At 74.9% G+C, this 12878-nt stretch carries 9 protein-coding genes; 4 read left to right on the top strand and 5 right to left on the bottom strand.

The features are described 5' to 3' along the window. Window positions 1-146: 146 nt before the first annotated feature. The 3 genes from AB0O07_RS27770 to AB0O07_RS27760 form a co-directional block, all read right to left on the bottom strand. Complete coding sequence (locus tag AB0O07_RS27770) at window positions 147-1220, bottom strand: BadF/BadG/BcrA/BcrD ATPase family protein (protein ID WP_365638268.1); 1074 nt, start codon at window positions 1218-1220, stop codon at window positions 147-149. Between the two features lie 8 nt (window positions 1221-1228). Beyond that, window positions 1229-2494, bottom strand: a complete 1266-nt coding sequence (locus AB0O07_RS27765) for a 6-phospho-beta-glucosidase (RefSeq protein ID WP_365638128.1) — start codon at window positions 2492-2494, stop codon at window positions 1229-1231. 99 nt (window positions 2495-2593) lie between these two features. Then, window positions 2594-3676, bottom strand: a complete 1083-nt coding sequence (locus AB0O07_RS27760) for a mechanosensitive ion channel family protein (RefSeq protein ID WP_365638266.1) — start codon at window positions 3674-3676, stop codon at window positions 2594-2596. 362 nt (window positions 3677-4038) lie between these two features. Here AB0O07_RS27760 and AB0O07_RS27755 point away from each other — a divergent pair, with 362 nt between their 5' ends. Then, window positions 4039-4536 (top strand): HNH endonuclease, encoded by a 498-nt coding sequence (locus AB0O07_RS27755; RefSeq protein ID WP_365638125.1) that lies wholly within the window; start codon window positions 4039-4041, stop codon window positions 4534-4536. Window positions 4537-4599: 63 nt separating this feature from the next. On the opposite strand, the gene AB0O07_RS27750 is transcribed toward AB0O07_RS27755, so the two are convergent. Next, window positions 4600-7833 (bottom strand): beta-N-acetylglucosaminidase domain-containing protein, encoded by a 3234-nt coding sequence (locus AB0O07_RS27750; RefSeq protein WP_365638123.1) that lies wholly within the window; start codon window positions 7831-7833, stop codon window positions 4600-4602. A 415-nt stretch (window positions 7834-8248) separates the two neighbouring features. On the opposite strand from AB0O07_RS27750, the gene AB0O07_RS27745 reads away from it, so the two are divergent. The 3 genes from AB0O07_RS27745 (at window position 8249) to AB0O07_RS27735 (ending at window position 11182) form a co-directional block, all read left to right on the top strand. Beyond that, entirely contained in the window at window positions 8249-8452 is a 204-nt protein-coding gene (locus AB0O07_RS27745; protein ID WP_365638120.1) for a hypothetical protein, read from the top strand. Between the two features lie 71 nt (window positions 8453-8523). Continuing rightward, entirely contained in the window at window positions 8524-10887 is a 2364-nt protein-coding gene (locus tag AB0O07_RS27740; RefSeq protein WP_365638263.1) for a 4-alpha-glucanotransferase, read from the top strand. Window positions 10888-10945: 58 nt separating this feature from the next. Then, window positions 10946-11182, top strand: coding sequence for a hypothetical protein (locus tag AB0O07_RS27735; RefSeq protein ID WP_365638117.1), 237 nt, complete (start codon window positions 10946-10948; stop codon window positions 11180-11182). Between the two features lie 66 nt (window positions 11183-11248). Here AB0O07_RS27735 and AB0O07_RS27730 read toward each other — a convergent pair whose 3' ends face one another. Next, window positions 11249-12853, bottom strand: coding sequence for a ricin-type beta-trefoil lectin domain protein (locus AB0O07_RS27730; protein WP_365638115.1), 1605 nt, complete (start codon window positions 12851-12853; stop codon window positions 11249-11251). Window positions 12854-12878 lie beyond the last annotated feature (25 nt).

Here is a 12878-nt window from a genome sequence, read left to right as displayed (position 1 = left end):
GCCCGGTGGCCGGTTCCCCTTCACGGTGGTTCGTACGCGTTCGAGTGACTCGCCCCCGAGCTAACCCACTTGATCCCCCTGATAACCCTGAGATGTCCCCGATATCCTCTGCATCCCCACCCCCGCCGTACCCGCTCGGCGCCCCGTCATACCTGCGGCGGGACATCCGCCCGGCCCGGGGCCCCGTACTGCCCCGCCAGCCTCGTATACGCGTCCGGTGCCGCGCCCAGCCGGTCGAGCCCCAGCAGCGCCGCCCCCAGCACCGGCGGCGCCGTCACCACCCGTACCACCGCCCGGGGCGCCCGCGCCGCCAGCAGCTCGGCGATCCGCGCGTCCAACCGCGGGTGCCGGGCCGCCAGTACGCTGCCGCCCAGCACCACCGGCACCTCCTCACCCAGCAGCCCCAGCCGCCCCAGCGCCACCGCCGCCAGCGTCACGACCTCCTCGGCCAGCCGGTCGACCAGCGCCCCCGCCACCGCGTCGCCCGCCGCCGCCGTCGCGAAGAGCACCGGCGACAACTCGTGGCGCCGCGCCGCCGGGATCCGCCCCCGGTGCACCGCCTCGATCAGCTCGTACACCGTGGCGAGACCGAAGTGGCCCGGCACCGTGCGCGCCAGCTCCGTCGGCTCGCCCCGGCCGTCCTCGGCCCGCGCCGCGTACCACAGCGCCTCCTCCGCGAGCCCCGAACCGCCGCCCCAGTCACCGGAGATCCGCCCCAGCGCGGGAAAGCGCGCGCTCCTGCCGCCCGGCGCGAGCCCCGCGCAGTTGATGCCGGCGCCGCACACCACCGCCACCCCGCGCGGCTCCGCCCCGGCCGGCAGCCCGGCCCGCAGCACCGCGAAGGTGTCGTTGCGCACCTCGGTGGTACGGGCCCACCCGCGCGCCCCGATCGCCTCGGCCAGCTCCCGCTCCTCGACCGGCAGATCGGCGTTGGCCAGACACGCCGACACATGCCCCACGGGCCCCGGGGCCCCGGGTTCCCCGCGCCGGCCGGGCTCCCCGGGCGGCCAGGGCAGCCCCGCCGCCCAGGCGGCCTCCGCCACCGCCCGCTCCAGGACGTCGACCGCCGCCCCGACGCCCACGGCGGGCGGCCGGAAGCCGCCCCCACGGGACGCGCCCAGCACCGTACCGTCGGCGCCGACCACCGCCACGTCGGTCTTCGTGTTCCCGGCGTCCACGGCGAGCAGCGCCGCCGCCCCGCCCCGTACCTCCGTACGCATGTCCCCGGTCACGCCCACGCCAGGTGGTCCCGGTTGTGCGCGAGCAGCCGGTCCGTCAGCCCCTCGGCCGCCTCGTACTGGCCGATCAGCGGATGCGCCAGCAGCGCCCGGAAGACCCGGTCCCGGCCGCCGCGCACCGCGGCGTCCAGGGCGAGGTCCTCGTACGCCGTCACCTGCGCGACCAGCCCGGCGAAGAGCGGATCCAGCGGTTCCGCCGCGAGCGGCACCGCGCCCTCCCGGCCCACCCGCGCCGGGGTCTCGATCACCGCGTCGTCCGGCAGGAAGGGCAGCGTCCCGTCGTTGCGGACATTGACCACCTGGACCGGGCTGCCGCCGCCGCGCAGCAGCGAGGCCGCCAGGTCCACCGCCGCCTCCGAATAGAACGCGCCGCCGCGCCGCGCCAGCAGCGCGGGCTTCTCGTCCAGCGCCGGATCGGCGTACAGCGCGAGCAGCCGCTCCTCCATCGCGGCCACCTCGGCGGCCCGCGAGGGCTTCGTGCCCAGCTCGGCCACGACCGCGTCGTGCGCGTAGAAGTAGCGCAGATAGTACGAGGGCACCACCCCGAGCCGGTCCAGCAGCGCGCGCGGCAGCCGCAGTTGCTCCGCGAGCGCGTCACCGTGGTCCGCCAGCAGCTTCGGCAGGACATCCGTACCGTCCGGGCCGCCGATCCGTACCCCCCGCTCCCAGGTCAGATGGTTGAGCCCGACATGGTCGAGATGGATCTCCGAGGGCGCCGCACCCAGCAGCGCCGCGAACCTGCGCTGGAAGCCGATCGCCACATTGCAGAGCCCCACGGCCCGGTGCCCGGCCCGCAGCAGCGACCGGGTGACGATCCCGACCGGGTTGGTGAAGTCGATGATCCAGGCCCGCGGATTGGCCCGCCGTACCCGCTCGGCGATGTCCAGCACCACCGGCACCGTACGGAGCGCCTTGGCGAGCCCCCCGGCGCCGGTGGTCTCCTGCCCGACACAGCCGCACTCCAGCGGCCAGGTCTCGTCCTTCAGCCGCGCCGCCTGCCCGCCGACGCGCAGTTGCAGCAGCACGGCGTCGGCGCCGTCCACCCCGGCGTCCACGTCCGAGGTGGTGGTGATCCTTCCGGGATGCCCCTGCCGGGCGAAGATCCGCCGGGCCAGGGCGCCGACCACCTCCAGCCGGTCGGCCGCGGGGTCCACCAGGACGAGTTCCGTCACCGGCAGGGTGTCGCGCAAGCGGGCGAATCCGTCGACGAGTTCGGGTGTGTAGGTCGAGCCACCACCCACGACTGCGAGCTTCATGGTCCAGAGTCTGCCCGGCCGGCGGCCCGTTGTCCGCAGGCGCGGGTGCCGGGATTTCCCGCGGACTTACGTGACCAGGCCCGGCCCCGGCCCGCGGCCCTACTTGGCCAGGCTCGGGCCCGGCGGGATCGGTGCCGTCGCCAGCGACTGCGGGGAGGTGGGGCTCGCCAGCGCCGAAGGGGCCGCCACCCCCGCCTCCGGATCGGGCCCGGCCGTCTCAGCGGCGACCGGCGGCACCCCGCCGACGATCCGGATGCCCGCCTCGTCGAAGGCGAGCTTGATACGCCAGCGCAGCTCCCGCTCCACCCCGACCGACTGGCCGGGCATGGTCTTCGCGGAGATCCGTACGGTCACCGAGTCCAGCAGCACCGAGTCCAGGCCCAGCACCTCCACCGGGCCCCAGAGCCGCTCGTTCCACGGGTCGTCCTTGGCGAACTTCTCGGAGGCCTGGTTGATCACCGTACGGACCCGCTCCAGGTCCTCCGAGGGGTGCACCATCACCTCGACGGAGGCCGTGGCCCAGCCCTGGCTGAGGTTGCCGATCCGCTTGACCTCGCCGTTGCGCACGTACCAGATCTCGCCGTCGGCGCCGCGCAGCTTCGTCACCCGCAGCCCGACCTCGATCACCTCGCCGCTGGCCACCCCCGCGTCGATGGTGTCCCCGACGCCGTACTGGTCCTCCAGGATCATGAAGACACCGGAGAGGAAGTCGGTCACCAGGTTGCGCGCACCGAAGCCGAGCGCCACCCCCGCCACCCCGGCGGAGGCCAGCAGCGGGGCCAGATTGATGTTCAGCGCACCCAGCATCATCAGCGCCGCCGTGCCGAGGATCAGGAACGACGTCACGGACCGCAGTACGGAACCGATCGCCTCGGAGCGCTGCCGGCGTCGTTCCGCGTTGACGAGAAGCCCGCCCAATGCGGTGCCCTCGACGGTCTGGACGCTGCGGTTCATACGGTCTATGAGCTTCGTCAGCGCCTTGCGGATCACATGGCGCAGCACCAGCGCGATGATCAGGATCAGCGTCATCCGCAGACCGACGGCGAGCCATGTCGCCCAGTTCTGCTCCACCCAGCTCGCCGCGTCCGTCGCCCGCTCCGCCGCCTCGTCGAGCGTGACGGGGGCGGTGACGGAACCCGAACCGGATCCGGAGCCGGAATCGGCACCCGTAGCGGCGGCCAGGGGGACGGACCAGGACACGGCGGAAGACCTCCAGAGGCGGGACAGACAGGGGATATGCGGGGACCGGCGGGGACGAGCGGGGGGACCAACCACACTAACGGGGCAACGTGGCCGGTACGGCGCTCAGCGGCCCGGAGAGACACTCCTCACGTGACGGACCGGGACGGGACCGGGATGGAACCGGGATGGAACCGGGACGGGGCCGGGACCGGGCCGGGACGGGGTGCGCCGGGGTTCTTGTGGCGGAAAACACTCCGAGCCCGTTACCTGGACGTGGTGGCGTTTCGACCAGGCATGAGGAGAGACTGAGAACAGATCGTCCCGGCGCGAGCCACGTGCCGCCGGCGTACAAGGAGGCATCCGTGCCGCATGTCCTGGTCCTCAACGCGTCGTACGAGCCACTCGGCGTCGTACCGCTCCGCCGCGCGCTCGTCCTCGTTCTGGAGAACAAGGCCCTCTGCCTAGAGGAATCCGGCGCCTATATGCACAGCGAAACCCGGGTCATCCCCGCGCCCAGCGTCGTACGGCTCAAGCGTTTCGTCCGGGTCCCCTACCGGGGCCCCGTCCCGCTCACCCGCCGCGCCCTCTTCGCCCGGGACGGCGGACGCTGCATGTACTGCGGGGCCGTCGCCACCAGCGTCGACCACGTCATCCCGCGCAGCCGGGGCGGGCAGCACGTATGGGACAACGTGGTGGCCGCCTGCCGCCGCTGCAACCACGTCAAAGCAGACCGCCACCTGCGAGAACTCGGCTGGCGCCTCAACAACCAGCCCGCCCCGCCCTCGGGCCTCGCCTGGAGGATCATCGGCACGGGCCACCGCGACCCCCGCTGGATGCCCTACCTACAGCCCTTTTCCTAAAGGGCCGAGGGCTGTAGGCAGGGCATCCGGGCGTTGTGACCCGCCGGAGCGGCCCGGGCTTGCTCAGCCGGCCTCCGAGGAGGGTGCGTCAGTGCTGTCCTTGGTGGTGTCCTTGACGGCGTAGACCTCGACCGAGAAGAGCGAGTAGCCGAACTCCGTGGCCCGGGCGTCGCCCTGGACGCGTACGTACCGGGTGTCCTTCGCGTCCAGGCCGACCGCCTCGCGGCCGCCCTTGCCGTCCTTCACCGTCGTCGCCGTACGCCACCTGCGGCCGTCCTCCGAGACCTGGACGCGGTAGCGGCTCGCGTAAGCCTTCTCCCAGTGCAGCACCACCTGTCCCACCCGGGCGGGCCGGTCCAGCCGCAGTTGCAGCCAGGCGCCGTCCTCGGCGGGGGAGGACCAGCGGGTCCCCGGGGCGCCGTCCACCGCCGCCGACGCGGGGAAGTCGGGGGTCTCGTCGCCCGAGGAGGACGCGGTGGCGGTACGGGCCAGGTCGGGGCCGCCGGTGGCGGGGGCGGCGCGGACCGTGAGGGTGCGCTCCTCGCCCGCGAAGGAGAGCGGCACCTCGTAGGTGCCCGCCGGGGTCGAAGCGGAGACGCTGACCTCGACCGGGACCGTACGGCCCGTACCGCGCGGCACCGTCGTCTCCTTCGGGACCTTCACCCGGATCCCGGACGGCGCCTTCGCCTTCAGCGTGTCCTTGACGCCCTCCGAGCGCCGCGCCGTCAGCCGTGCCTCCACCCGCTCGGGGGCCCCGCCGATCTGCGCGTCCGTCTCGCCGCGCGCCAGATCCAGGCCGCCCCGGGGCTCGTCGGCGAACCAGGGGACGAAGGAGACCACCTCCGGGGCGCCCGTACCGGACGTACCGCCTGTACCGGAGGTACTGGACGTGTCGGGGGTGCCGGAGGGGCCGGGGACGCCGGAAGGGGCGGACGCGCCCTCCGGCCAGACGACACGCACCGCGTCGACCGGCCGGCCCCCCAGCGGCCTGCCGCTCTGCTCCGTCCACCCCGTCGGCGACAGCGGGCCCAGCGCCAGCCAGCCCCGGCCCGGTACATGCGCCTCCACCGTCGCGCCCGCGCCCGTGCCCGGGACCGTCATCGTGTTCAGCGTCTCCACCGGGCGGGGCCGCCCCACGCTGACCGTGTACGTGCGCCGGCCGTCCCCGGAGGTGTCCTCCGTGACCGACTGGCCCTTCGCGCGCCCCGCGCCCGTCCACGCCGCGCTCTCCTCCGCCGCCCGGTCCAGGAACGCGTCCAGCACCCCCTTGCCCACCGTCGCCTTGGACCGGTGCGCCGCCGTGCGCAGCGGCTCCAGCGCCACCGCGGCCCGCCAGGCGCCCGCCCCGTCGCCCCGGTCCTGCGCGGCGAGCATGTCGAGGGCGTGCCCGCCCGCCGCGCCGTACCGCGCGAGCTGGTCGAGCCAGGGCCGTACCTCGTCCTCCAGCAGCCCCCCGGCCGTCCCCGACAGCCGGCCGGGCGCCTCCCGCATCACCGTGAACGCGGCCCGCAGCGCCTTCTCCGCCGCCGCCCGCCGCCGGCCGTCCGTGGCCGTACGGGCGTCCCAGTACTCCTTCAGCAGCGGCTGGAGGTAGGCGGACTCGGAGGTGCCGAGGATGGACGAGGAGCCGTTGCCCGCCAGCGCGTTCAGCGCCTCGCGGGCCCGCCCCTCGCCGCCCGCGAGGTCCGTTATGGCGGCGCGCCAGGACTCCTCGGGCCGGTAGCCGCGCGGGTTCCAGGCGTAGTCGGCCGCCGTGAAGAGCGGGATACGGGACGCGGAGGCCTGCTCCATCGCGTTGGCGAGCAGCGCCGCCGAACCGATGGCCACGGCGGGCTCCCGGCCGGTGTACGGGCCCAGGAAGAGCCGGTTCTGCTCGTAGTCGTTGACCGGGTAGTTGTCGACGGTGACCATCGGGTGCTTGAAGGCGGCCCGGGCGTCCTTCAGCTCCCGCCCGGTGATCGTGCGCGGCACCACCCCGACGCCCGTCCACGCCACCTGCACCCCCGGGTCGAGCGCCGTGCCGAGCGCCGTACGGTACGCCGTGACGCCGTCCTGGTAGTACTCCGTCGGCATCACCGTCAGCCGCTCCGCGCCCGGATGCCGCTCCGCGAGATGGGCCGCCACCGCGTTCGCCACCCGCGCCTGCGCCCGGGCCGCCGCCTCCGGGCCCGAGCCGAACGCCGCCGCGTCCGCCCCGCAGTGCCACTCGCTGTAGCTGACGTCCTGGAACTGGAGCTGGAAGGCGCGCACCCCCAGCGCCCACATCGCGTCGATCTTCCGGTTGAGCGCCTTGACGTCCTGCTCCGAGGACATGCACATGGCCTGTCCCGGGGAGACCGCCCAGGCGAGCGTCACATGGTTGCGCCGGGCGCGTTCGGCCAGCTCACGGAAGGCGGCGCGGTCGGCGGCGGGGTACGGGTCGCGCCAGCGGGTCTGGCGGTACGGGTCGTCCCCGGGCGCGTACAGGTAACGGTTCTGCTTGGTGCGCCCCATGAAGTCGATCTGCGCCAGCCGCTGCTCGCGCGTCCAGGGGCGGCCGTAGAACCCCTCCGCCGTGCCGCGCACCGCCGTACCAGGCCAGTCGCGTACGACCACCCCGGGGACGGTCGTTCCTGGCGCCGCTTTCCGGCCGCCCCTCTGGTCGCTTCCCAGGCCGTCCCCGTCGGCGAGGAGCTGCCGCAGGGTCTGGGCGGCGTGGAAGAGGCCGTCCTCGCCGACCCCGTCCAGCGCGACGGTGCCCCGGCCCGCCACGGTGCCCACCGCGAGCCGGTAGCCGCCGGAGGGCAGGTCGGCCTGGCCGGGGACGCGCAGGGCGTCGAGCGCCGCGCGGGCGCCGGTACCGCCCGCCAGTATGACCGGGCCGTCCTGGGGCGGGCCGTCGGCGGCGGAGACGCTGTGCACGGTACGGACCCCGGCGGAGCGCAGCAGCGCCGCCAGCTCCCGTACGGCGTACGGGTCGGCCCCCGCACCGGCCACGACGGTCGCCTCGTCCCCGAGGGCGACGCTCTGCCCGGCGGCCCGGATGGTCTGCGGCCGTGGCCATACGGAGGGGAGCGCGTCCCGGCTCGTACGGTCGGCTGCGGAGGCGGCGGGGGAGCCGGCCGGGTCGCCGGGGGCGGCGAGCGCGGCGGGCGCGGTACCGAGGAGACCGCCGAGCACGGCGACGGTGAGGGCGGTCGCGGTCCCCTTGGCGTGCGCCGTGTGCCGGGCGCCCGCCGGGCCCGCGGCGCCCGTCGTGCCCGCCGCGTGTTCCGTACGTGCTGTGCGCGCTGTACGTGCCGTATGCCCGAGCCGCATGTGTGGCGTCCCTCCCGCTGCTCCCGTTACGCCTGCCGTGTCCGCCGGTGTCCCGCCGCTGTCGCTGGTGCCGCCGCATGCCCCGTCAGGGACCGCTCCGGGGCGCCAACGAGCCCACCACCCCTGTGCCGAGGGTGTCAACGCGCGTGGTCGCTGTGTCGCATTTGCCCGTTATGATAAGCAGGACTCCGCCGTGCGCGGTCATGGTCAACTACGTGCGGCGAGCGGGTTTTCGTCAATGGATCCGTCAACCGATTCGTCAACTGATCTGGCGTGATCCCACGAACGGGTGGAGTGGCGGGGCTCGGGGAACGGACCGTGACGAGGCACACGTTTCCCGGTGGTAGACGTCTGCGGTCGCGCTCGCTGGGTAGGGCTGGCCGTGACCTGTTCACCACCACCGGGAGGCGCCGCCATGGCCGCATCCGCCCAGCTTCTGCTCTCCGCCCTCTCCCGACAGACCGAGCCGCCGACCGGGTCCGCCCCGCTGACCAGCGAGCCCCCGCTCGCCGACGCCGCCCCCCTCACCAGCGAGCCGCCCCTCGCCGACACCGCCCCGCTGACCAGCGAGCCGACCGCGGCGGGCACCGCGGGCGGCCCGGAAGCCCCCGGTGTGTAACCGCGTGACGGGGCATGACCGCGTGACCGCATGACGTTCTGACCCCGAACGAGGAGATAGAGAGTATGGGCGTGGCCCTGGCCCGACTCGCCGAGCTGCACGGTGTCGCCACCGCGTACGCCCCCGCACCCGGCACCGATGTCCCGGTCCCCGACGCCACGGTCGTCTCCGTACTCGCCGCGCTGGGCGTCGACGCGTCCACCCCCGAGGCGGTGAGCGCCGCCCTGGACCGCGCGGAATCCGCCGCCGCGAGCCGGCTGCTGCCCCCGACCCTGGTCCTCTGGCGCCCCGTGGCCGGGCCCGGGAGCGCGGCGGGGACACCGGGGCCCGGGGCCGTCCCTAGGGAGGCCGCCGGGGCCGGGACCGTATCCGTACCCGTGACCGGAGCGCCCCCCTCCGCCCTCCCGGGGACGCTCCCCGCGGGCACGGCGCTCCGCGTCGAGGTCGAGTACTGGGGGACGCCGCGCGGCGAGACCGTCGAGCTGCCGGGTGTGGCCCCCGCCCCCGCCGCGCCCCGCGGCCCCGGGGCGCCCGCCGCCGCGCCGTCCGCCTGGTCCCGGCTGCCGCTCGGCGTGCACCGGCTGACCGCCGAGGCCCCCGACGGCCGTACCGCCCGGGCCGTGCTCGTCGTCGCGCCCGACCGCGTCCCGCAGGCCCCGGGCCGTACGTACGGCTTCCTCGTCCAGCTCTACTCGCTCCTCTCCACCCGCTCCTGGGGCATGGGCGACCTCGGCGACCTGGCCGAACTGGCCGCCTGGTCGGGCCGTTCGCTCGGCGCGGGCTTCGTCCAGATCAACCCGCTGCACGCCGCCGTCCCCGGGGCCCCGACCGACCCCTCCCCGTACCGCCCCTCCTCGCGCCGCTTCCCCGACCCGGTCCATCTCCGGATCGAGGCGGTGCCGGAGTACGCGTACGTACGGGGCGGGGAGCGCCGACGGCTGGACGCCCTGGCCGACCGGGCGGCGGCGCTCCGCGACGCGGTCCTGGCCACCCCGCCCGACGACACCCCGGCCGACGACACCCCGCCCGACGACACCCCGCCCGACGACACCCCGGCCGGCCTGATCGACCGCGACGCCGTCTGGGAGCTGAAGCGCGCCGCCCTGGAGATCCTCGCGGCCGTCCCGCTCGGCCCCGGCCGGCAGGCCGCGTACTGCGACTTCCTCGCCGCCCAGGGCCGCGCCCTGGAGGACCACGCCACCTGGTGCGCGCTCGCCGAGGAGTACGGCCCCCGCTGGCGCGCCTGGCCCGAGGGGCTGCGCGACCCGCGCTCCGCCGAGACCGCCGCCGCCCGCACCCGTCTCCTCGACCGCGTCGACTTCCACTGCCGCCTCGCCTGGCTCACCGACACCCAGCTCGCCGACGCCTCCCGGGCCGCCCGCGACGCCGGCATGCCGGTCGGGATCGTCCACGACCTCGCCGTCGGCGTCCACCCGGACGGCGCGGACGCCTGGGCCCAGCGGGACGTCTTCGCCGACGGCATGTCCGTCGGCGCCCCGCCCGACGCCTTCAACGCGCTGGGCCAGGACTGGGGGCTGCCCCCCTGGCGCCCCGACGCCCTGGCCGCCTCCGGCTTCGCCCCGTACCGAGGGCTGCTCCAAGGGCTGCTGCGGCACGCGGGGGCGCTGCGGATGGACCATGTCATGGGGCTCTTCCGGCTCTGGTGGGTGCCCCAGGGCGGCCCGCCCACACATGGCACGTACGTCCGTTACGACGCCCCGGCCATGCTCGCCGTCCTCGCCCTGGAGGCGCACCGCGCGGGCGCCGCCGTCATAGGGGAGGACCTGGGCACCGTGGAGCCCGGCGTACGCGAGGAGCTGGAGCGGCGCGGGGTGCTCGGCACCTCGGTGCTCTGGTTCGAGCGCGACTGGACGGGGACGGGCCGCCCGCTGGAGCCCGAGCGCTGGCGCGAGGGGTGCGTGGCCACCGCCACCACCCACGACCTGCCCTCCACGGCCGCCCGGCTCACCGGCGAACACGTGGAGCTGCGCCACCGGCTCGGCCTGCTCACCCGCCCGCTGGAGCGGGAGCGCTCGGCGGACCACGCGGAGGTGGCCGAATGGCTCGACTGCCTGGCCCGCCTGGGCGTCCTGCCCGAAGGCGACGGCGCCGCCGCCCTGGAGCGTACGGAGTGGACGGAGCGGGCGAGCGGGATGAATGGGGTGGACGGGACGGGCGGGGCGGGCGCCATCGACGAGGAACAGACCATCGCCGCCGTCTACCGCTTCCTCCTCCGTACCCCGGCCCGGCTGGTCGGGGTCTGGCTGCCGGACACGGTGGGCGACCGCCGCCCGCAGAACCTGCCGGGCACCTGGGACCAGTACCCCAACTGGCGGCTGCCGCTGGCCGACGCCCGGGGCCGCCCGACGACCCTGGAGGAGCTGGCCGCCTCGCCCCGGCTGCACCGACTCACCGAGGTGCTGCGCGAGGGGTGACAGCGGCGTACGGCACCCCGCCCGCGCGGCCCCGTACCGCGTTCGCTACGTTTGCACCGTGGACAAGAAGAACACTCTGCGCGCCGGCGCCCTGGCGGCCGGCACGACGCTGATGATGCTGCTCATGACGTCCCCGGCCCTCGCGCTCACCCGCGACGACGGCGACGACCCCGGCCCCGGCCTGAGCGTGGCCGAAACGCTCGGCCTCTTCGTGGTCGCGCCGCTGGTGATCTTCGGCGTCATCACCGCCCTGGTCATCGTGCTCGACAAGTCCCGCAAGCAGCAGCACGTCTGACCCGGGGCACCGCCCCGAAGAGCGCCCGCCCGCGGACGAAGCGGCCGGGCGCTCAGGTCTGTCCGGCTACCCCGGCAGACGCCAGATCTGATTGGCGGTGGCGTTGCAGTCGAAGAGGATCAAGGGCGTCCCGTTCTCCGTCTTCCAGTCGGTCAGGTCGAGACACCGCCCGGACCCGGGGTTCTTGAGGGTCCCGTCCTCCTGGCTCTCCCACTGCTGCGCCGTACTGCCGTTGCACTCCCACAGCCGGATGGGCGTGCCGTTCCCGACGCCGCTCCACTCGACGTCCATGCACTTGCCGAGCGCCTGGAGCCGGCCGTCGCCGAGCACCGTCCAGCGCTGGGCGTCGGTGCTGTTGCAGGTCCAGAGCTGAAGGACGGCGCCGTTCTCCGTGTCGGAGTTGGCGACATGGACGCACTTGTCCGCCATCCCGGTGATCTGCCCCTGCGGCCCGGCGGGCTCCTCCGGGCTCTCGGCCACGGAGTCGGCCGAGGGCTGTGCGCCGGTGGCGGGCGACTCCGGCTCCGCGCCCGCTTCCAGATCGGCGGAGCCGCCGGGGAGAAGCACCAGGAAAACCAACCCGACGACCGTGACCAGCGCGGCCAGCGCCGCCGACGCCAGCGCCACGCCCCGCCCGCGCGGGGGCTCGGGGGCGGGCACCGGAGCGGTCGCCGCGAGCAGGTCCGGCGGGGCGAGCAGCGTCCGAGGCGCGGCGGCAACGGTCACGGCCTCCTGCGCGGACACCTTCCCGTCACCCACCGGCAGCTCCGACAGCCCACTGGTGGCCTCCAGCACCGTGGCGGCGACGCGTGGCGCGTCCCCGACGAGCTGCCGGTACACGGGGTGGTCGGTCAGCGCGGTCCGGACATCGCACCGCCGGATGATCTCACCGGGATCCGGCCGCTCTCCGGGCTCCACGGCCACGCACGCCGTGATCAGCCCGGCGAGTCCCTCCTCGACCCCGACGAGGTCGATCTCCCCGTTGAGGCTCCGGTAGACCACCCCGGCGGCGTTCTCCCCGAAGGGCCCGCGCCCGGTGACCGCGTACGCCATGGTCGCCCCGAGCGCGAACACATCCGCCGCCGGACCGACCAGGCCGTCGGTCATCACCTCGGGCGCGGTGTACCCGAGACTCCCCACGGTCTGCCCGACCCGGGTCAGCGCGGTGCGGTCCGAGGCGTGCGCGATCCCGAAGTCGATCAGCCGGGGCCCGTCCGCCGACAGGATGATGTTCTGCGGCTTGAGGTCCCGGTGGCTGACGCCGCGCGCGTGCACGTCCGCCAGCCCCTCGGCGAGCGCGGCGAAAAGCAGCGGAACGAACCGCTCCGGCAGTCCGCCGGGCCCCTGCGACTGAACGGCCGCCGCGAGCGTGGGCCCCGGCACATACTCCGTGGCGAGCCAGTACGGCCGGTTCTCGACATCGCAGTCCACCAGCGCCGCCGTATACGCGCTCCGCACCCGCCCCACGGTCTCCACCTCCCGGCGGAACCGCGCCAGCACCTCATCGGCCTCGGCGCTCTCGGCGAAGTCGTCGTGCACCACCTTCACCGCGAGCAACCGCCCGCCCGGCGAACGCCCCAGATACACCTGCCCCATGCCCCCCGCGCCGATGCGCGCGAGAATCCGGTGCGGTCCGAGGTGGGCGGGATCACTGACATGAAGCGGTTTCACGGCCGGACCATCTCACATATGTCAC

Origin of the sequence: Streptomyces sp. NPDC093085 (genome assembly GCF_040683935.1) — a bacterium.
Lineage (GTDB): Bacteria > Actinomycetota > Actinomycetes > Streptomycetales > Streptomycetaceae > Streptomyces.
The sequence above is the reverse complement of the archived record's forward strand: the minus strand, read 5'-3'. Positions and strand labels throughout refer to the sequence as shown.

Coding starts and splice junctions, on each gene's coding strand:
- AB0O07_RS27765 (WP_365638128.1), bottom strand. CDS start 2,494: ATGAAGCTCGCAGTCGTGGGTGGTGGCTCGACCTACACACCCGAACTC.
- AB0O07_RS27750 (WP_365638123.1), bottom strand. CDS start 7,833: ATGCGGCTCGGGCATACGGCACGTACAGCGCGCACAGCACGTACGGAA.
- AB0O07_RS27770 (WP_365638268.1), bottom strand. CDS start 1,220: ATGCGTACGGAGGTACGGGGCGGGGCGGCGGCGCTGCTCGCCGTGGAC.
- AB0O07_RS27745 (WP_365638120.1), top strand. CDS start 8,249: ATGGCCGCATCCGCCCAGCTTCTGCTCTCCGCCCTCTCCCGACAGACC.